Source organism: Streptomyces nigra (assembly GCF_003074055.1).
Lineage (GTDB): Bacteria > Actinomycetota > Actinomycetes > Streptomycetales > Streptomycetaceae > Streptomyces > Streptomyces nigra.
Window position 1 is genome coordinate 3,711,792 of record NZ_CP029043.1, and the last position, 19,676, is coordinate 3,731,467.

A 19,676-nucleotide genomic window follows, 5' to 3' on the forward strand; every position below is an offset into this window, starting at 1 on the left:
CACCTTCACTCAGCTCATTCGCGGTTTCCGGAGGCAGATCAGGCGGCGCCCGCGTAGGCGCACTTCTCGCTGACGTTGATCGAGTTGGTGACCTTGGCCGAGCCGCAGCTCTTGGTCGACACGTAGGTGGTGGCCCCGCCCGGGCGCATCTGGCCGTAGGTGTCGGAGATGCTGGCGTTGGTGTTCTTCCACCGCACCTCACCCAGGGAGCGGCTCTTCATCGTGAGCGTGGCCTCCGGGTTCTTGGAGATGGTGATGGAGACGCTGATGCCGTGGGCCGCCAGTTCCGCACGGTTCTGGATCCACTTCGCCTTGCGGGGGTTCGTCCCCGACATCTTCGTGGACGCCTTCCAATCACAGGCGGTCACGTAGAAGCCGCAGTGCCAGGCGTTGATCGAGATCTTGTTGCCACCCGGGATGCCCACCGAAGTGGAAGCCGAGGTGGCGTGGGCCGGCGACGCCGTCAGCACGAGAGCCCCGGCGGCGAAAGCGGCGGCGGCCCCGGACATCAGGCGCATACGTATGCCCTTGTTCATTCGATTGTCTCCCCGTGAGATACCGAGAAAGGTTCCGGGTCAGGAAACCCTCAGAAATGCACCGCGCCTGAATCCCCTGGCGCGACGTGCGTTCCTTATTTGTATCTGGAATCGATCTTGCAGCACAATCTGGCCGGCCCTCGACCAGGGGTGCCGCTCGTCACGCCGTGGAGATGGAACCACATTACGGGGAATGACATCAGGGGGATATCGCTACACCGCCACCAGCGGTGCGTCGTTCCGCCACTTGAGGATCTTCTCGAAGCTGACCACCGCGCCGCTGCGGCCCTGGGGGCTGCCGAACTGGACGTGATCCGCGAGTTCTTCGATGAGGCACAGGCCGCGGCCGTGCTCGGCGTCCGAGGCGACCTGGCGTGTGGTGCGGCGCGGCGGGGTGAAGCCGGGGCCCGAGTCGGCGACCTCGATGTGGCAGCGCTCGCCGTCCAGGTACGCCGTGACGCGGTACGCCTGGGGGGAGCCGTCGGGGGCTGCGGTGCCGCCGTGCTCGACGGCGTTGGCGCAGGCCTCGCTGAGGGCGACGGAGAGGTCGTAGGAGACGTCGGGGTCGACGCCCGCGGTCTCCATGGTGCCCATGAGCAGGCGCCGGGCGAGCGGCACGCTCGCGGCATCGCGCCGCAGATGGAGTGACCACCAGATGCTCATGCTCCAGCCTCCTGGCCGCGGCTCGACATACCGTTACGTATTGCCGCGTGTGACCGCCCGTAAGCACATCCGTGACGTGACGCCGCCCATATGGTCGATGCGCCTATGCGTGAATCGGTGTATGTGGTGTCGGGCCACACCAGAACGTGACCTTCCGGTGGTTCGTCATCTTGTGGACCTGCCGTATGGAGGGCATGGGGCCAGTGGGATGATGAGGCCGCCATGTCTGCCCCCCACCCGCGCACAGCGCGCGCCGGAAGCGATCTCCGGATAATGCGGGCCGCGGTGTTCGCCGCGGTCTGCGTCGTGCTGGCCGGGACCGGGCACGCGCTCGGCTCGTGCGCCACGGTTCCGCTGTGGACGCTGGGCGCCGGGTTCCTGGGGGTCGTCCTCGTCACGGTGCCGCTCACCGGCCGGGTGCGCTCGCTGCCCGGCACCGCCGCGCTGCTCGCCGGCGGACAGACCGTCCTGCACACGCTGTTCGGGCTCGGGCAGCACGGGGCGGTGACGGCCGGGGCGACCTCGGCGGCCTCCGGCTCCGGGGCGGCGTCCGACGCGACGCTCGTGCAGCAGGCCGCGCGGCTTGTCTGCGGCACCGCCGCCGCGGCGATCAGTCCCGCCCAGGCCGAACGGATCCTCACCGAGGCCCGGATCGGCCCGGGTTCGGGGGCGCACGCCGCGCACCTGGACGCCATGGCCCCGGCGGCGGACGCGACGTCCGTGTCGCTGCTGCCGTCGCTGCCGATGCTGCTCGCCCACCTTCTCGCGGCCCTCGCCGGAGGGTGGCTGCTGCGGCGCGGTGATCTGGCCCTGCTGCGGATCGCCGAGATGTCCGCGCTGTCGGCGCACACCGTCGCCGAGGGCGCACTCGTACGGTCCCTGCGCGGGGCCCTCGCGCTGGTGCGCGCCCTGCGGGCCGGGCTGCCGGGCGTCCCGGAGGCCGGTCCGCGTCCGCCGCGCGCCGGGGGACGGGCCGTGCCCGCCCCGCCCACCGTCGTACTCCAGCACTCCGTGATCAGGCGCGGCCCGCCGGCCGCCGACGCGTTCCGCCTCGCCGCCTGACACGACGCGACCACCACTCCACCCACGGGGTGTGAAGGGGCCGCCGTCGTGCGGCACGCGCGCGTGCGCCCGTCCCCGTCACGGGGCGGTCCGGCACGCCTGTCCCCGGTGACCGGTTTCCCGCCGATCCCGTGTGATCAGGCACCTTCGCGCACGCGTACTCCTCTTCACCACCGGAAATCCCGTAACTCACCCACAGTGGAGTGCTCCGAATGAAGGCCTCTCGTCTCGCCGCCGCCGGCACCCTCGCCGGCACCGCCGTGCTCGCCCTGTCCGCGCCCGCGTTCGCCCATGTCAGCGTGCAGCCGGAGGGCGAGGCCGCCAAGGGCGGTTACGCGGTCGTCGACTTCAAGGTGCCCAACGAGCGCGACAACGCCTCGACCACCAAGCTCGAGGTCACCTTCCCGACCGACCACCCGCTCGCGTCCGTGATGCCGCAGCCGGTGCCCGGCTGGAAGGCCGAGGTCACCAAGTCCACCCTGAAGAAGCCGCTGGAGCTGCACGGCCGGAAGATCACCGAGGCCGTCAGCAAGGTCACCTGGACCGCGGACGGCAAGGGTGTCGAGCCGGGCTTCTTCCAGAAGTTCCCGCTGTCCGTCGGCACCCTCCCCGAGGACACCGACCAGCTCGTCTTCAAGGCGGTCCAGACGTACTCCAACAAGGAGGTCGTCCGCTGGATCGAGGTGCCGCAGGAGGGCCAGGAGGAGCCCGAGAACCCGGCGCCGGTGCTCCAGCTGTCCGCCGCCGAGGAGGGCGGCCACCACGGCTCGGCCTCCGCCGACAAGGGCTCCGGTGACGCCGAGGCCGCCTCCGCGAAGACGTCCGCCGCCGAACCCGCCGACAGCAGCGACACCACCGCCCGCGTCCTGGGCGTGGTCGGCATCGTCGTGGGCGCGCTGGGCGTGGCCTACGGCGTGCTCGCCGGCCGCCGGCGCACCACCGCCTGACCCACCCCGACCCAACCTCGGGTCGTCCCCGGGTTCCCGGCCGGCACACACGCCGGCCGGGGCCGGGGGGCGTCCCCCGGGAGACTGCACATGCGTAAGAAGACCTTCGCGGCGGCTGCCCTGCTCGCCGCCGCCACCCTGACCCTGACCGCCTGCGGCGGCGGCGAGGACGACGGCGCCTCACCGGTGACCGTGGTCTCCGAGGAGACCGGCTCCGACAAGGCCGCCATCGTCCTCGACAAGCCGTTCGAGAAGCCGGACCTGGTCCTCACCGACACCCACGGCGGGAAGTACGACCTGCGCAAGGAGACGGCGGGCAAGCCGACGCTGGTCTACTTCGGCTACACCAACTGCCCCGACGTCTGCCCGACCACGATGAGCAACATCGCGGTCGCCAAGAAGCAACTGCCCGAGGCCCAGCAGGACGAGCTGCGGATCGTCTTCGTCACGACCGACCCGGAGCGCGACACCGCCGCCGCGCTCGGCAAGTGGCTCAAGGGCATCGACCCTCAGGTCGTGGGCCTGACCGGGGACTTCGACACCGTCCAGGCCGGCGCCCGCACCCTCGGCATCACCATCGAGGCGCCGCACAAGGACAAGAACGGCAAGGTCGTCTCCACGCACGGCACCCAGGTCGTCGCGTTCTCCCCGAAGACCGACGCCGGGTACGTCCTCTACACCGAGGACGCCTCCGTCGACGACTACACCAAGGACCTCCCGGCGCTCATCAAGGGGGCCCGGCCGTGAGCCGTCGCGCCGCGTCCGTCGTGGTCCTGGCCGGGGCCCTGTTCCTCGCGGGCTGCGGGTCCGACGAGGACTCCCCCGCCGATCTGTCCGTCAGTGGCGCCTACATGCCGCAGCCGGTCTCCGACTCCATGGCGGCCGGCTTCCTGACGGTCACCAACAAGGGCGGTACGGAGGACGAGCTGACCTCCGTGACCAGCGACGTCGGCGAGGTGACCGCCCATGAGACGGTCGGCTCGGCGATGCGGGAGGCGGAGCATCTGGCCGTCCCCGCCCACGGAAGCCTCGTGTTCCGCAGCGGCGCCAACCATCTGATGTTCGAAAAGCTGAAGCGGAAGCCGTTGCAGGGCGAGAAGGTGACCGTGAAGCTCCACTTCGCGGAGTCGGGCACCGTCACGGTCGAGATTCCGGTGAAGTCCGCGACGTACAACCCGAAGACCGGGCACTGAGGGAGAGATCGCCTTGACGTCAACCATCGCCCCCCGGGTCCGGACGCTGGTGCTGCTGCTCCTGGCCGCCACCGGTCTGCTGCTCGCCGGCGCCGGACCGGTCTCCGCGCACGCCGCGCTCACCGGCAGCGACCCCCGGCAGGGGGCGGTGGTGGACAAGGCCCCGCAGCAGGTCTCGCTGACCTTCTCCGAGAAGGTCGCCCTCGCCGACGACTCCCTGCGGGTCCTCGACCCCAAGGGCAAACGCGTCGACCGCGGCGACCCCGCCGGCACCGGCGGGACCACCTACTCCGTGAAACTCCACAGCGGACTCCCCGACGGCACGTACACCGTCACCTACCAGGTGGTGTCCGAGGACAGCCATCCCGTCGCCGGGGCCTACACCTTCTCGATCGGCGCGCCCTCCAAGACGTCCGTCTCCGTCGACGACCAGGCCGCGGGCGGCGGGGTCGTCGGCGTGCTCTACGGCTTCGGCCGGTATGTGTCCTACGCCGGGTTCATCGTCCTGGTCGGCGGCGCGGCGTTCGTGCTCGGCTGCTGGCGGGGCGGGACGGCCGTACGGTCGATGCAGCGGCTCGTCGTGTCCGGCTGGCTCGCGCTGACGGCGGCGACCCTCGGGCTGCTGCTCGTACGGGGCTCCTACACCGGCAGCGGCAAGGTCGGCGACATCTTCGACCTGGACCTCCTCGGGCAGGTCCTCCAGACGAAGACGGGCGCGGCCCTGGTCTCCCGGTTGCTGCTGCTCGCCGCCGCCGCGCTGTTCATCGCGGTGCTGTTCGGGGCGTACGACAAGCGGGACGACGAGGAGAAGCGGGACCTCACCTTCGGGCTGGCGATCGGCGGGACCGTCGTCGCGGCGGGGCTGGCGGCGAGCTGGGCGATGTCCGAGCACGCCTCGACCGGGCTCCAGGCCGGGCTGGCGATGCCGGTCGACGTCCTGCATCTGCTGGCGGTCGCGGGCTGGCTGGGCGGGCTGACCGCGCTGCTGGTGGCCCTGTACCGGGCGCCCGTGGAGACGCCCGTCGACGGGGCGGCCGTACGGCGGTTCTCGCGGCTGGCGTTCGGCAGCGTGCTGACGCTCGTCGTGACCGGCGTCTACCAGTCGTGGCGGCAGCTCGGGTCGTGGTCGGCGTTCACCGGCACCCGGTACGGGCAGCTGCTGCTCGTCAAGATCGGGCTCGTGGTGCTGCTGGTCGGCATCGCGTGGATCTCGCGGCGATGGACGGCACGGCTGGCGGAGTCGGGCGGTGCTGTTTCGGCGAAGGTGGCCGAGGAGGGCGAGAACGAGGGGGACGCGGACGCCGACGTCGAGAAGGAGCGCGTCACCAGCGGTGCCGTCGCCTCCGCCGCGACGGCGGAATCCGGTACCGCCGACGCGGGCGCCGGCTCCGAGCGGGCCGCGCAGCTCGCCCGGCAGCGGGCCGCCGTGGACACCGCCCGGCGCAAGCGGGAACGGGACGCCGACCCCAACCGCTTCGGGCTGCGCCGCTCGGTGCTCGCGGAGGCCGGTGTCGCCGTCGTTCTGCTCGCCGTCACGACCATGCTGACGTCGACCGAGCCGGGCCGGACCGAGGAGCAGGCCGCCGCGGCCTCCTCGTCCGCGACCACCGAGGCGAACGCCGCCGGGGCACTGACCCTGGACATGTCCTTCGACACCGGGGGCGAGGACGGCAAGGGCGTCGTACGGATCGATCTCGACCCGGCGCGCTCGGGCGCCAACGAGATGCACGTCTATGTCCTGCGGCCCAACGGACGTGCCTTCGACATCCCCGAGGTGAAGGTCGCCTTCACGCTGGAGGCGCAGGACATCGGGCCGCTGCCCGTCGTCCCCGACCACATCTCCACCGGACACTGGTCGGCGAGCGGGGTGCAGATCCCCATGGCCGGCGACTGGAAGATCGCCGTGACCGTGCGCACCTCCGACATCGACCAGGCGACCGTCTCCAAGAACGCGCAGATCGGCTGAACCGCACCATGACCGACCAGTCCATCCCCCAGGCCCGTACGCGAGCCGCCGACGCCGCCCCTGACACGGATGCCGCCGGCGGCACGGTCACGGGCGGGATCTCGCGGCGCCGGCTGCTCGGGACCGCCGGTGCGACCGGTCTGGCGCTGGGCGCGGCCGGCGGGGCGGCCGGATACGCGGCCCGCCCGGCAGAGGCGACACCGCTCAGTTCGCTGGGCGCCGGGGAGGCGATGTTTCACGGGAAACATCAGCCCGGCATCGTGCAGCGCCTCCAGGCGCGCGGCCATCTCGTCGCCTTCGACCTGGCGGCGGGGGCCGGGCGCAAGGAGGCGGCGGCGCTGCTGCGCCGCTGGTCGGAGACGGCCCGGCGGCTGATGGCGGGCGAGGCCGCCCGGCAGGAGGACACCGGGGTCGCCCTGGACGCCGGACCGTCCTCCCTGACAATCACCTTCGGCTTCGGGCACAGCTTCTTCGCCCGGACCGGCCTGGAGGAGCAGCGGCCGGTCGCCCTGGACCCGTTGCCGGAGTTCTCCTCCGACCGGCTGGACAAGGCGCGCAGCAACGGCGATCTGTGGGTGCAGATCGGCGCCGACGACGCGCTGGTCGCGTTCCACGCGCTGCGCGCGATCCAGAAGGACGCGGGCAAGGCGGCCAGGGTGCGCTGGCAGATGAACGGCTTCAACCGGTCCCCCGGCGCCACCGCCCACCCCATGACGGCACGCAATCTGATGGGCCAGGTGGACGGCACCCGGAACCCGAAGCCGACGGACGCCGACTTCGACCGGCGGATCTTCGTGCCGGAGTCCGGCGCGCAGGACCCGGCCTGGATGGCGAACGGCTCCTACGCCGTCGTACGCCGGATCCGGATGCTCCTCGACGACTGGGAGCAGCTCTCCGTCAGGGCGCAGGAGCAGGTCATCGGGCGCCGCAAGGCCGACGGGGCCCCGCTGACCGGCGGCACCGAGACGACCGAGATGGACCTGGAGAAGACGGACCGGGCGGGGAACCTGGTCGTCCCGCTCGACGCGCACGCGCGGATCACCCGGCCCGACCAGAACGGAGGGGCGGCGATCCTGCGGCGGCCCTTCTCGTACCACGACGGTATCGACCCGGACGGGGTGCCGGACGCCGGGCTGCTCTTCATCTGCTGGCAGGCCGACCCGCTGCGCGGCTTCGTCCCCCTCCAGCGCAAGCTCGACCGGGGCGACGCGCTGTCGCGGTACATCCGGCACGAGGCGAGCGGGCTGTTCGCGGTGCCGGGCGGGGCGGCCGAGGGGGAGTACGTGGGGCAGCGGCTGCTGGAGGGCTGATCTTCCACCGGGAGCATCGGTCGGGGCAGTCGCTCTCCCGGGTGGCCGGGGCCGTATGCGCCCGCCCGGTTCCGCCTGGCCCATTAGGGTGAGGTCATGCCAGCGAGCTATGCCTATCTGGGCCCCGAGGGCACCTTCACCGAGGTCGCCCTGCGCACGCTTCCCGAGGCCGCGACCCGGGAGCTGATCCCGTACGTGTCCGTGCAGTCCGCGCTCGACGCCGTGCGCGCCGGCGAGGCGGAAGCCGCGTTCGTACCGATCGAGAACTCCGTGGAGGGCGGCATCACGACCACGCTCGACGAGCTGGTCGCGGGCGCGCCCCTCATGATCTACCGCGAGGTGCTGCTGTCGATCACCTTCGCGCTGCTGGTCAGGCCCGGCACCGCGCTGTCGGACATCAAGACGGTCTCCGCCCATCCGGCGGCCCAGCCCCAGGTGCGCAACTGGCTGAAGAACAATCTCCCGTACGCCCACTGGGAGTCCGCCGCGTCCAACGCGGACGCCGCGCGGCTGGTCCAGGAGGGCCAGTACGACGCCGCCTTCGCCGGTGAGTTCGCAGCCGCCCGGTACGGGCTGGTGGCGCTGGAGACCGGGATCCACGACGCGGAGAACGCGCAGACGCGGTTCGTGCTGGTCGGCCGGCCGGCCAGGCCCGCCGCGCCGACCGGGGCGGACAAGACGTCGGTGGTGCTGTGGCAGCGGGACGACCATCCCGGTGGGCTGCGCGATCTGCTCGGCGAGTTCGCCACCCGGGGGATCAACCTGATGCTGCTCCAGTCCCGTCCGACCGGCGCGGGCATCGGCAACTACTGCTTCTGCATCGACGCCGAGGGGCATATCTCCGACCGCCGGGTCGCCGAGGCTCTGATGGGGCTGAAGCGGATCTGTCTCCAGGTGCGGTTCCTGGGGTCGTATCCGCGGGCGGACCTCAAGCCCTCGGAGGTGGACGCGCCGCGGCTGGGGACGTCGGACGAGGAGTTCGTCTCGGCGGCGGACTGGGTGGCGCGCTGCCAGGACGGGCGGTTCTGAGCCGCGCCGGTTGCGCGCCGCGCTGGTACTGAGCCGCGCCTGTTCTGCGTGGCGTCGGTTCTGCGCCGCGCCGGTCCTACCTGCTGATAGTCGTTATCCACAGGAGTTTTCCACAGGTCCGCTTCTCGACCTGGGGACAAGTCGACAGACATGGGTGAGCCTGTCGACAAATCGGTCCTCAGGACCTCTTCGCAGCCCTCTTCGTGCACATCACCCTTCGTCCATCCTTTTCCCTTGCGCAATCCTTTGGGGCGACCCATTTCCCTCGAAGTCTCTGCAATGTCCCTCCAAAGGTGAGGGTGAGGCGGGTTTGCTCCGGGAATCCACGAGGTGATCGACAGGTTGCGGAGTGATCGATTCCGGCATCCACAGTTCTTCCACACAGCCTGTGGATAACTTTTCAGAGGTCGGGGATCCCTGTGGACAACACGACCCCAAGTCCCGTTCCCCACAAGGGAATCAGGTCAACGAGCCGCCCCGCAGCTGCTTCTTCCAGGGGGCTGGACACACTTTATTGACACGGCTCGCAATTCCCTCATAACGCAACGTAAGGCGCGTATCGGAATAGTGAGTCGTGGGCGCGCACCGGGCCCCGGTAGCCTGGGGCACGTGATTGACCTTCGCCTGCTCCGTGAGGACCCCGACCGAGTGCGCGCCTCGCAGCGCGCCCGTGGAGAGGACGTCGCGCTCGTCGACTCCCTCCTGGCCGCCGACGAGCGGCGCAGGTCGTCCGGCGTCCGCTTCGACGAACTCCGTGCCGAGCAGAAGCAGCTCGGCAAGCTCATCCCCAGGGCCTCCGGGGACGAGAAGGCGGAGCTGCTGAAGAAGGCGAGCCAGCTGGCCGCCGACGTCAAGGCCGCCGACGCCGAGCGTGACGCCGCCGCCGCCGAGACCCAGGAGCTGCTGGCCAAGCTCGGCAACCTCGTGCACCCCGACGTCCCGGTCGGCGGCGAGGAGGACTTCGTCACGCTGGAGACCCACGGCGAGATCCGTGACTTCGCCGCCGAGGGCTTCGAGCCGAAGGACCACCTGGAGCTCGGCAACCTGCTCGGCGCGATCGACGTCGAGCGCGGCGCCAAGGTCTCCGGCTCCCGCTTCTACTTCCTCACCGGCGTCGGCGCCCTCCTGGAGTTCGCCCTGGTGAACGCGGCGATCGCCCAGGCCACGGCGGCCGGCTTCACGCCGATGCTGACGCCCGCGCTGGTGCGCCCCGAGGCGATGGCCGGCACCGGCTATCTGGGACAGGACGCCGACGGCGTCTACTTCCTGGAGAAGGACAACCTCTACCTGGTCGGCACCTCCGAGGTGGCCATCGCCTCGTACCACCGCGACGAGATCCTCGACGCCGACCAGCTGCCGCTGCGCTACGCGGGCTTCTCGCCCTGCTTCCGCCGCGAGGCCGGCTCGCACGGCAAGGACACCCGGGGCATCTTCCGTGTGCACCAGTTCGACAAGGTCGAGATGTTCTCCTTCGTCGACCCGGCGGACAGCCAGGCCGAGCACCAGCGCCTGCTGGAGTGGGAGAAGCAGTGGCTTACCTCGCTGGAGCTGCCGTTCCGCGTCATCGACGTCGCCTCGGGCGACCTGGGCTCCTCGGCCGCCCGCAAGTTCGACTGCGAGGCGTGGATCCCGACGCAGGGCAAGTACCGCGAGCTGACGTCCACGTCGGACTGCACCGAGTTCCAGTCCCGCCGGCTGTCGATCCGCGTCCGTGACGGCAAGCAGGTCAAGCCGCTGGCCACGCTGAACGGCACCCTGTGCGCCGTCCCGCGCACCATCGTGGCCCTGCTGGAGAACCACCAGCAGGCCGACGGCTCCGTCCGGGTCCCCGAGGTCCTGCGCCCGTACCTGGGCGGCCGCGAGGTCCTGGAGCCGGTGGCCAAGTGAGCGGCACCGCCTGCGCCGACGACACCGAGGGCTCCGCGGCCGGTCTTCCGGCCGGCCGCGGCGGTCTGCCGTACAAGCTGATCGCGACCGATCTGGACGGGACGCTGCTGCGCTCCGACGAGTCGGTCTCGCGGCGCACCCGTGACGCCCTCGCGGCGGTGACCGAAGCGGGTGCCGCGCACCTCGTCGTCACCGGCCGCGGGGTCCCGTGGACCCGGCACATCCTTCAGGACCTGGGCTATCAGGGCCTCGCGGTGTGCGGTCAGGGTGCGCAGGTCTACCACGCCGGTGAGAACCGTCTGCTGACGTCCGTGACGCTGGACCGGCAGCTGGCGGGGGTCGCGCTGGCCAAGATCGAGGCCGAGGTCGGCCCGCTGTATCTGGCGGCGAGCCGGGACGGCCTGGATGGGGACGTGCTGGTCGGCCCGGGTTACGCGCTGACGGGCGCGCTGCCCTCGACGCCGTTCACGGACGCGTCGGATCTGTGGAGCGCCCCGCTGAACAAGATCTACATACAGCATCCGGAGCTGTCGGACGACGAGCTGGCCGAGGCGTCCCGTCGGACCGCGGGCGGCTTCGTCACGGTGGCGATGGCCGGTGAGGGCATCGTGGAGCTGCTGCCCCTGGGGCTGTCCAAGGCGACCGGGCTGTCCCTGGCGGCCCGCCGGCTGGGTGTGAAGGCCGCGGACACCATCGCCTTCGGCGACATGCCGAACGACATCCCGATGTTCGCGTGGGCCGCGCACGGCGTGGCCATGGCCAACGCCCACGACGAGCTGAAGGCGGTCGCGGACGAGGTGACGTCGTCCAACGAGGACGACGGCATCGCGATCGTCCTGGAGCGCCTGCTCGGCTGACCGCCCCGCCCCGGGGCCACGGCAACTGCTCCGCCCCAAGGGGCGCGGGGAACCGCGCGACCAGCCACAGCCGGCCCGCGGCCGACCTTCGACCGCACCCCCACGGCGTACGTGGCTCAGTCCCAGTGACAAACGTCTCGCGGAGGATGCACGGATCGAACGTGCGCGGGGTCTCCCCCGACCACGGCTCAGCAAGCCGGTGCCTTACCTCTCGGCCAATCCTCCGGGTGGGCGGCCCACGCGAGAGCGACATCGCGTGCTCGAAGCGGCCGCCCCGGGCGGCTCCCGTGCGGAAGCGGGCTCGACGGTGGGGTAACTACACCGGAACCCGCCGCGGTCCGCCCTGACGGGAGCCGAACGGACTGTCGTGCAGGGACATCGCTCAGCTCCTCTCCCAGACGGTGGCGCCGGACCCGGCCAGCGTCCTCGGCACAACCATGGTGCCGGGACGCCGACTTGGGCGCCACCGAATAAGCAGAGGCGTCACTCCTCGCCGGCGAGCGTCAGCGACCGCAGCTTCTGGCCCGCGTACCAGGTGGCCAGCACGGTCACCAGCGCCAGCAGCACCGTGGCCGTCGTCAGGCCGACGTCCGAGGTGACCATCTCCCCGCCCGCGACCTTCTCCGCCACCGCCAGCGACCACTGCTGAACGCTCAGGGTGCGCGCGCCCGGCACCAGGGAGCCGAACAGCGCCTCCCAGACCAGCGCGTAGACCAGGCCGAAGACCACGGCGTGCCGGGAGACCGTGCCGAGGAGCAGGAACAGCGCGGCGTAGGCGATGGAGGCGACCAGCGCGGCCACCGTGTACGCGACGGCGATCTGCTGGCCGTTGCCGTTGAGGATGAAGCCCGCGACGAACGTCGGCAGCGCCGAGAACACCATGGTCACGGCGATCGCCACGATCAGCTTGGTGAAGATGATCGTGGGCCGCTTCACCGGCTTGGACAGCAGGTACACCACCGAGCCGTCGTCGATCTCCGGGCCGATGGCGCCGGTGCCGGCGATGACGCCGATGATCGGCACCATCGTGGCCAGCGCGAGCCCGCCGAGCAGGTCGGACGCCGTCTGGTCGTCCGCTCCCGCGAGACCGCGGACGGCCACGGCGATCACGATGAGCAGAAGCGGCAGCGCGCCCAGGATGAGGGCCCGGCGCCGGCCGAGCAGGGCTCGGTATGTGAGCCGGGCGACTGTGGGGTCGTACATCTTGGCCTCCTACGCCGCGACCAGATACGAGAAGACGGACTCGAGGGACTCGTCGGACGGCGAGACCGTGAGCAGGCGGATGCCGTGGTCGCGTGCGACCCGGGGCAGCAGGGCGGTGAACCGGCCGAAGTCGACGGCCTGGATGTGCAGCGCGCCCTCGGTCAGGTCGACCTCGATGCCGGACGTCGACGGGTCGGCGATCAGCGCGGCCGCGAGGGTGCGGTCGTCGCTGGAGCGCACCAGGTAGCGGTGCGGCCGGTCGGTCATCAGCCGGCGGATCTTGCGGAAGTCGCCGCTGGCCGCGTGCCGTCCGGCCACGACCACCTCGATGTGCCAGGCCAGCTGCTCGACCTCTTCGAGGATGTGGGACGAGAACAGCACGGTGCGGCCCTCGTCGCCCATGCGCCGCAGCAGGTCCATCAGCTGCATGCGCTGCCGGGGGTCCATGCCGTTGAACGGCTCGTCGAGCAGCAGCAGCGAGGGGTCGTGGACGAGGGCGCTCGCCATCTTCACGCGCTGGCGCATGCCCTTGGAGTACGTCTGGATCTTGCGGTCCTGCGCGTACTCCATCTCGACCGTGGCGAGTGCCTTCTGGGCGGCCTTGGCGCCCAGTCCGTGCAGTTCGGCGTTGGCGACGACGAACTCGCGGCCGGTGAGGAAGTCGTACATCGCCTCCCGTTCGGGGACGATGCCGATGTGCCGGTAGATGGCCTCGTTGCGCCAGACCGGCTGTCCGTCGAGGGTGACGGTGCCGGTGGAGGGGGCGAGGAAGCCGCCCATCATGTTGATGAGGGTGGACTTGCCGGCGCCGTTCGGGCCGAGCAGGCCGGTGACGCCGGGGCCGATCGTCATGGTGATGTCGTTGACGGCGACCACGTTGCCGAACCAGCGGGAGACGTGGTCGATCTGGAGCGTGGTCACAGTCCCACCTTCTTGTAGCGGCGCAGCAGGAGGCCGTAGGCGGCGGCGATCAGGCCGAGGACGGCGACGGCGTAGACGACGCCCTCGCCGGTGCCGGGTCCGTTCCCGCCCGGGAACGTCGAGGTGGCCCCGAGGAACGCGGACTGCAGGCCGTCGATGAGGCTGACGGGCGAGAACAGCCCGATCCAGGCGATGGCACCACTGCTGCCGCCGTCGTCGCCGAGGCTCTGCGCGTGGGCGATGGCCTGGAGCGTGGAGACCGCGCCGTAGGAGATCGTCATGACGGCGATCACGGCCGCGATGCCGAAGCCGCGGCGCGGCGTGACCGAGGCGATGACCAGGCCGATGCCGGCGAACAGCAGGGAGAGCAGTGCCACCGAGACGAGTCCTTGTGCGAATCCCTTGGTCTGGTCGGCGAAGTCCAGCTTGGCCAGCAGCGCGCCCACGTACAGCACCAGCAGGGGGGCCGCGGTGAGGATGAACAGCGCGGAGGCCAGGGCGGCGAACTTCGCCCGGACGTAGTCGGCGGTCTCGATGGGCCGCGAGAAGTACAGCGGCACGGTCTTGAAGCGCAGGTCGCGGGAGACCGACTGGGGTGCCTGCGAGGCGACGTACAGGCTGATGACGGCCTGCATGATGATCGCGTAGCGCGTGTAGTCGACGGGCAGGTCCTTGGCCTTGGTGGCGACCGCGACGGCCACCATGATGGCCGCGGGCACGCACATCACCACGAACAGCAGCATCGGCAGCACCTTGGACTTCACCGAGCGGCCCAGGCCGTAGGCGCCGCGCAGGGACTGCGAGTACAGCGAGCGGGTGGCGTACGAGCGGCCCAGGCGCGGGCCGTCGTAGCTGCGGTAGCCGATGTTGTGGATCCGGGTCTGGTCGCCCGGCTGCGGGGCCGGTGTCCGTGTGGGCTGCTCAACCGCCATGGCCGACCGCCTCCTTCCGCTGTGCGTCGGCGGTCTGCTCGCCGTCCTGGAAGACCTCCGAGATGTGGTGCCGGCGCTGCTCCATGCGGACCAGGCCGAGGCCGAGGTCGGCGACGACGTCCCGCACCAGGTCGTACGTCTCGTCGCCCTCGGCGGTGAGCAGCAGGATGTGCCCGGCGCCGGGGAGGCCGGCGTTGCCGTCGAGGACGTCGACCCCGCGCGCGTGGAGCGCGTCGCGCACCGCGCGGGTGCCGTCGGGGTGCTCGTCGCTGTCGGTGACCTCGACGGCGAGGGTGGTGGTGGTCTGGGTGAAGTCGGTGGTGGAGCTGGAGCGCAGGAGCTTGCCCCCGTCGATGACGACGACGTGGTCGCAGGTGCGCTCGAGCTCGCCCAGCAGATGGGACGTGACCAGGACCGAGATGCCGAAGTCGGTGTGGATCCGGCGGATCAGGCCGAGCATCTCGTCGCGGCCGACCGGGTCGAGGCCGTTGGTCGGCTCGTCGAGGAAGACCAGCTGCGGGTCGTGCACGAGCGCCTGCGCGAGCTTGACGCGCTGCTTCATGCCCGTCGAGTAGCCGCCGATGGGGCGGTAGCGCTCCTCGTACAGACCGACGTGGCGCAGCGTGTCCGCGGTGCGCTCGCGCGCGGCGGTCGGCGGCAGGCCGGACATCCGGGCCATGTGCACGACGAACTCGGTGGCCGAGACGTCGGGCGGCAGGCAGTCGTGCTCGGGCATGTACCCGACGCGCTCACGGATTGCGGCGCCCTTGGTGGCGACGTCGAGCCCGAGCACTTCGGCACGGCCCTCGGTCGCGGGGGACAGACCCAGCAGGATCTTGATCATGGTGGACTTGCCGGCTCCATTGGCCCCGACGAGTCCGGTCACCCCGGGCCCGATGTCCATGGTCAGCCGGTCAAGCGCGGTCACCCGGGGGAACCGCTTGCTCAGGCTTTCGGTCGCGATCACAGTCACACCACGAAGGTAGTGACCCGTGCCACGCCGGTCGTCACCCCGCAGAGCTGTTTCGGGGTCAGACTCCAGGACTACTCGGCCCTGGGGATCACCCTGAGGTCGAAGGCGCCTGGCCCTGAATTTCCCCATCGTGCGGCTTTTCCACAGGCGCCGGTGACCCTGTTGACGCGATCTCCGGCAGATGTCAGATTCGCCGGTGTCACGTTACGGGCACGTACGGCGACCGGAGGGCACGGGGACCGGGTGCGGGGCGGAGGAGAAGTGACCCTTCAGGGTGCGCGTGAGCGCCGGGTGGCGACCGGCGGGGTCGAGCTGTGCGTCGTCGAACTCGGCGATACGGCACGGCCGACGGTGGTCCTCGTGCACGGCTACCCGGACAGCAAGGAGGTGTGGTCCGAGGTCGCCGAGCGGCTCGCCGGGCAGTTCCATGTCGTGCTGTACGACGTCCGGGGGCACGGCCGGTCCACGGCGCCCCGGCCGCTGCGCGGCGGGTTCACGCTGGAGAAGCTGACGGACGACTTCCTGGCCGTGGTGGACGCCGTCAGCCCGGACCGGCCGGTGCATCTCGTCGGGCACGACTGGGGCTCGGTGCAGGGCTGGGAGTTCGCCACGGTCGGACGCACCGAGGGCCGGATCGCCTCCTTCACCTCGATGTCGGGACCGTCCCTCGACCACTTCGGGCACTGGATCAACGGGCGGCTGCGCCGTCCCACCCCGCGCCGGCTCGCGCAGCTGCTCGGGCAGGGCGCCAAGTCCTGGTACGTGTACGCGCTGCACACCCCCGCGCTGCCCGAGCTGGCCTGGCGCGGCCCCCTCGGCCGGCGCTGGCCGCGCATCCTGGAGCGCCTGGAGAAGGTCTCCGGCGACGGCTACCCCACCGCGTCGCTGCCGTCGGACGCCGCCCACGGGGCGTGGCTGTACCGGGACAACGTCCGGGCGCGGCTGCGCCGCCCGCGCGAGGACGCCTACGCGCACACGCCCGTGCAGCTCATCACCCCCCTCGGGGACGCCTTCCTTTCGGAGCGGCTGTACGACGGGCTGGAGCACTGGGTGCCGCGGCTGACCCGGCGCACCCTGGACGCCCGGCACTGGATACCGCGCACCCGGCCGGACCGGCTGGCCGCGTGGATCACGGAGTTCGTGACGTCGGTGGAGGACGGACGGCCGAAGCGGGCGCCGGCGACCGGGAGGCACGCGGACCGCTTCGGCGGGCAGCTCGTGCTGGTCACGGGCGCGGGCAGCGGCATCGGGCGGGCGACGGCGTACGCGTTCGCGGCGGCCGGGGCGCGGGTGGTGGCCGTGGACCGGGACGCCGCGGAGGCCGCGACGACCGCCGAGGTGGCCCGGCTGATGGGGGCGCCCGAGTCCTGGGCGGAGACGGCCGACGTCTCCGACGGGCCGGCCATGGAGAAGCTGGCCGCGAAGGTCGCCGCCGAGTACGGCGTGGTGGACGTCCTGGTGAACAACGCCGGGATCGGGCTGGCGGGCTCGTTCTTCGACACCACCCCGGAGGACTGGAAGGAGGTCCTGGACGTCAATCTGTGGGGCGTGATCCACGGCTGCCGGCTGTTCGGGAAACAGATGGCGGAGCGGGGGCAGGGCGGGCACATCGTCAATGTCGCGTCGGCCGCCGCCTACCAGCCGTCCAAGGCACTGCCCGCCTACAGCACCTCCAAGGCGGCCGTGCTGATGCTGAGCGAGTGCCTGCGCGCGGAACTGGCGGGACAGGACATCGGAGTGACCGCGATCTGCCCGGGGTTCATCAACACCCCGATCACCTCCACGGCGCGCTTCGCCGGCGTCGACGCCGAGGAGCAGGAGCGGCTCCGGAAGCGGTCGGCGCGCTGGTACGGGCGGCGGAACTACCCGGCGGAGAAGGTCGCCGACGCGATCCTGCGGGCGGTGGTGCGCGGTGACGCGGTGGTCCCGGTGACACCGGAGGCACGCGGGACGTATCTGCTGGCGCGGTTCGCCCCGAGGGCGGTGCGCAGGCTCGCGCGGGTGGAGCCCCGGTTGTAGGCGGGTGGCCGGTTTCGCCTGCCGACTCGGTTGCCACTGGGCGCCGTTTCTCCACAGGATCGCCAATTTCCCTGTGGATAAGGGGACTTGGCTGTGGACCAAACCTGCTTCGCGAAATCGTTCGCGTGATTCCTCTCGCTCCCGGCAGGCTGGGAGGCATGGACGAGAGACGCACCGTGAAGGTGTCCAAGTATCTGTCGAAGCATCTGCGCCATCAGCCGGAGCGGATCGGTCTCGTGCTGGACGAGGGCGGCTGGGTGGAGATCGACACGCTGATCGCCGCCGCGCGGGCGCACGGCTTCTCCTTCACCCGGGACGAGTTGGACCACGTGGTGGCGGCCAACGACAAGAAGCGCTTCGCCGTGGACGGCACCCGGATCCGCGCCAGCCAGGGGCACAGCGTCGAGGTCGACCTGGGCCTCCCCCCGGCCACCCCGCCGCCGTACCTCTACCACGGGACCGTGGCCGCCCATCTGGGCGCGATCCGCGCCGAGGGGCTGAGGCCGATGAACCGGCACGACGTGCATCTGTCGCCCGACCGTGAGACCGCCACCCGGGTCGGCGCCCGGCGCGGCCGTCCTGTCGTGCTCTCCGTGGACACCGGTGCCATGCATCGCGACGGGCATGTCTTCCATGTCAGCGCCAACGGGGTCTGGTTGACGAAGGCCGTGCCGCCGGAGTATCTGCGGTTCCCCGAGGCGCACTGACCTCGATTCCGCTCCGGCGGCCGGCTCCTCCTGCATGATCGGCGGTATGGACCACTTCCCCACCACCGAGTCCGCCGTGACCGCGCTGCGCGCCCTCGCCGCCGAGTACGGCCGTGCCATCGAGGTGACCCATGACATCGGCGCCGACCAGACCTCCCGCCGCAGTGCCGCCGGAGTCGGGGTGACCACGGACCCGGACGGCTCGCTGCCGCACGAGGCCTATGTCGAGCTGGGCGGCTCGCCCCGGGTGAGCGTGCGGCTCTATCCGGACGACGACGCGCTCATCACCGTCGAGGGCGTCGACTGCCCGGACGTCGACCGCGACGACGTGACCGCCTTCGTCCGCGCCCTCTACGACGGCCTCGCCCATGTCCGGGTGCGCCGCTTCCCGCCCGGCCACTTTTTGATCGTTCCGCTGCCGGGCGACCGGACCCACCGGGAGTTCATGCCGCCGCTCAGTCTCACTCCGTGGCTGAGCACACGCGTGCGGTGACCGTTTCACGTGAAACCCGACCGGCCGCATACGCTCGACCCATGAGTCTGCGCCTGAGCACCGTGATCCTCCCGTACCGCCGCTGGTCCGAGGGAGGCCGCGAGGCATGGCAGCGCGCGGAGCAGCTCGGCTTCCACGCGGCCTACACCTACGACCATCTGTCCTGGCGCAGCTTCCGGGACGGCCCGTGGTTCGGCGCCGTGCCCACGCTGACCGCCGCCGCGGCCGTCACCGACCGGCTCCGCCTGGGGACGCTGGTGACCTCGCCGAACTTCCGGCACCCGGTGACCCTCGCCAAGGAGCTGATCTCCCTCGACGACATCTCGGGCGGACGGATCACCCTGGGGATCGGCGCCGGCGGCACCGGCTTCGACGCCACCGCGCTGGGGCAGGACCCCTGGACCCCGCGTGAGCGCGCCGACCGGTTCGCCGAGTTCGTGGGGCTGCTGGACCGGCTGCTCACCGAGGACTCGGTGTCGTACCGGGGCGAGTTCTACTCGGCCCACGAGGCCCGGAACATCCCGGGGTGTGTGCAGCGCCCCCGGCTGCCCTTCGCGGTGGCGGCGACGGGACCGCGCGGGCTGCGGCTGGCGGCGCGGTACGGGCAGGCGTGGGTCACCACGGGCGACCCGAAGCTGTACGAGCACGGCACTCCCGAACGGTCGGTTCAAGCCATTCGCGGGCAGATCGAGAAGCTGGGCGACGTCTGCGCGGAGGCCGGCCGGGATCCGGGCTCGCTCGACAAGGTGCTGCTGACCGGGTTCACCCCGGACCGCGCACGTCCGCTGGAGTCGCTGGACGCCTTCGTGGACTTCGCGGGCCGCCATCAGGAGCTGGGATTCACGGAGATCGTGGTGCACTGGCCGATCCCGGACTCGGACTTCGCGGCCGATGTGAAGGTCTTCGAGCAGATCGCCATGGAGGCCGGGACGCAGCTCCGGTGAGGCTGCCGCTGGTGCTTGCGGGGACCGGATCTCC

General features: G+C 71.2%; 19 protein-coding genes and 1 tRNA gene. 13 read left to right on the forward strand and 7 right to left on the reverse strand.

What is annotated here, in order from left to right:
- Positions 1-38 precede the first annotated feature (38 nt).
- Positions 39-536, reverse strand: a complete 498-nt coding sequence (locus tag DC008_RS17155) for a hypothetical protein (RefSeq protein ID WP_235073285.1) — start codon at positions 534-536, stop codon at positions 39-41.
- A gap of 213 nt (positions 537-749) precedes the next feature.
- Positions 750-1,199: an ATP-binding protein gene (locus DC008_RS17160; protein WP_108707729.1), complete on the reverse strand. Its 450-nt coding sequence runs from the start codon at positions 1,197-1,199 to the stop codon at positions 750-752.
- 222 nt (positions 1,200-1,421) lie between these two features.
- Here DC008_RS17160 and DC008_RS17165 point away from each other — a divergent pair, with 222 nt between their 5' ends.
- The 9 genes from DC008_RS17165 to DC008_RS17205 all read left to right on the forward strand — a co-directional run bounded on the left by DC008_RS17165 (position 1,422) and on the right by DC008_RS17205 (position 11,450).
- A complete protein-coding gene (locus tag DC008_RS17165) occupies positions 1,422-2,261 on the forward strand; it encodes a hypothetical protein (protein ID WP_108707730.1) in 840 nt (279 codons plus the stop codon).
- Positions 2,262-2,473: 212 nt separating this feature from the next.
- A complete protein-coding gene (locus DC008_RS17170; RefSeq protein WP_055620991.1) occupies positions 2,474-3,208 on the forward strand; it encodes a YcnI family copper-binding membrane protein in 735 nt (244 codons plus the stop codon).
- A gap of 90 nt (positions 3,209-3,298) precedes the next feature.
- The gene (locus tag DC008_RS17175) at positions 3,299-3,955 is read left to right on the forward strand and encodes an SCO family protein (RefSeq protein WP_108707731.1); all 657 of its coding nucleotides are present in this window, start codon (positions 3,299-3,301) and stop codon (positions 3,953-3,955) included.
- The gene (locus DC008_RS17180; protein WP_108707732.1) at positions 3,952-4,401 is read left to right on the forward strand and encodes a copper chaperone PCu(A)C; all 450 of its coding nucleotides are present in this window, start codon (positions 3,952-3,954) and stop codon (positions 4,399-4,401) included. Before DC008_RS17175 ends, DC008_RS17180 begins: the two co-directional genes overlap by 4 nt.
- Positions 4,402-4,414: 13 nt before the next feature.
- Positions 4,415-6,367, forward strand: coding sequence for a copper resistance CopC/CopD family protein (locus DC008_RS17185; protein ID WP_108707733.1), 1,953 nt, complete (start codon positions 4,415-4,417; stop codon positions 6,365-6,367).
- Between the two features lie 8 nt (positions 6,368-6,375).
- Positions 6,376-7,677 carry an iron uptake transporter deferrochelatase/peroxidase subunit gene (gene efeB, locus DC008_RS17190; RefSeq protein ID WP_108707734.1) on the forward strand — a complete coding sequence of 434 codons (1,302 nt, stop codon included), beginning with the start codon at positions 6,376-6,378 and terminating at the stop codon, positions 7,675-7,677.
- 96 nt (positions 7,678-7,773) lie between these two features.
- Positions 7,774-8,706, forward strand: coding sequence for a prephenate dehydratase (gene pheA / locus DC008_RS17195; protein ID WP_108707735.1), 933 nt, complete (start codon positions 7,774-7,776; stop codon positions 8,704-8,706).
- A gap of 609 nt (positions 8,707-9,315) precedes the next feature.
- Complete coding sequence (gene serS, locus DC008_RS17200) at positions 9,316-10,593, forward strand: serine--tRNA ligase (protein ID WP_108707736.1); 1,278 nt, start codon at positions 9,316-9,318, stop codon at positions 10,591-10,593.
- A 65-nt stretch (positions 10,594-10,658) separates the two neighbouring features.
- On the forward strand, positions 10,659-11,450 hold the full coding sequence (locus DC008_RS17205) for an HAD family hydrolase (protein ID WP_108710742.1): 792 nt from the start codon (positions 10,659-10,661) through the stop codon (positions 11,448-11,450).
- Between the two features lie 140 nt (positions 11,451-11,590).
- Here DC008_RS17205 and DC008_RS17210 read toward each other — a convergent pair.
- From DC008_RS17210 to DC008_RS17230, 5 genes are all read right to left on the reverse strand, one after another.
- Positions 11,591-11,675 (reverse strand) — tRNA-Ser (locus DC008_RS17210).
- A gap of 258 nt (positions 11,676-11,933) precedes the next feature.
- The gene (locus tag DC008_RS17215) at positions 11,934-12,653 is read right to left on the reverse strand and encodes an ABC transporter permease subunit (protein ID WP_055620998.1); all 720 of its coding nucleotides are present in this window, start codon (positions 12,651-12,653) and stop codon (positions 11,934-11,936) included.
- Between the two features lie 9 nt (positions 12,654-12,662).
- Positions 12,663-13,574 carry an ABC transporter ATP-binding protein gene (locus DC008_RS17220; protein WP_108707737.1) on the reverse strand — a complete coding sequence of 304 codons (912 nt, stop codon included), beginning with the start codon at positions 13,572-13,574 and terminating at the stop codon, positions 12,663-12,665.
- Positions 13,571-14,506 carry an ABC transporter permease subunit gene (locus DC008_RS17225; RefSeq protein WP_108707738.1) on the reverse strand — a complete coding sequence of 312 codons (936 nt, stop codon included), beginning with the start codon at positions 14,504-14,506 and terminating at the stop codon, positions 13,571-13,573. The genes DC008_RS17220 and DC008_RS17225 overlap by 4 nt, the downstream gene beginning before the upstream one ends.
- A complete protein-coding gene (locus tag DC008_RS17230; protein ID WP_108707739.1) occupies positions 14,496-15,473 on the reverse strand; it encodes an ABC transporter ATP-binding protein in 978 nt (325 codons plus the stop codon). Before DC008_RS17230 ends, DC008_RS17225 begins: the two co-directional genes overlap by 11 nt.
- A gap of 267 nt (positions 15,474-15,740) precedes the next feature.
- On the opposite strand from DC008_RS17230, the gene DC008_RS17235 reads away from it, so the two are divergent.
- The 4 genes from DC008_RS17235 (at position 15,741) to DC008_RS17250 (ending at position 19,642) form a co-directional block, all read left to right on the forward strand.
- Complete coding sequence (locus tag DC008_RS17235; protein ID WP_108707740.1) at positions 15,741-17,498, forward strand: SDR family oxidoreductase; 1,758 nt, start codon at positions 15,741-15,743, stop codon at positions 17,496-17,498.
- Between the two features lie 158 nt (positions 17,499-17,656).
- Entirely contained in the window at positions 17,657-18,205 is a 549-nt protein-coding gene (locus DC008_RS17240; RefSeq protein ID WP_108707741.1) for an RNA 2'-phosphotransferase, read from the forward strand.
- Between the two features lie 46 nt (positions 18,206-18,251).
- The gene (locus tag DC008_RS17245; protein WP_108707742.1) at positions 18,252-18,698 is read left to right on the forward strand and encodes a hypothetical protein; all 447 of its coding nucleotides are present in this window, start codon (positions 18,252-18,254) and stop codon (positions 18,696-18,698) included.
- A 41-nt stretch (positions 18,699-18,739) separates the two neighbouring features.
- Complete coding sequence (locus tag DC008_RS17250) at positions 18,740-19,642, forward strand: LLM class flavin-dependent oxidoreductase (RefSeq protein ID WP_108707743.1); 903 nt, start codon at positions 18,740-18,742, stop codon at positions 19,640-19,642.
- The last annotated feature ends 34 nt before the right edge of the window (positions 19,643-19,676 follow it).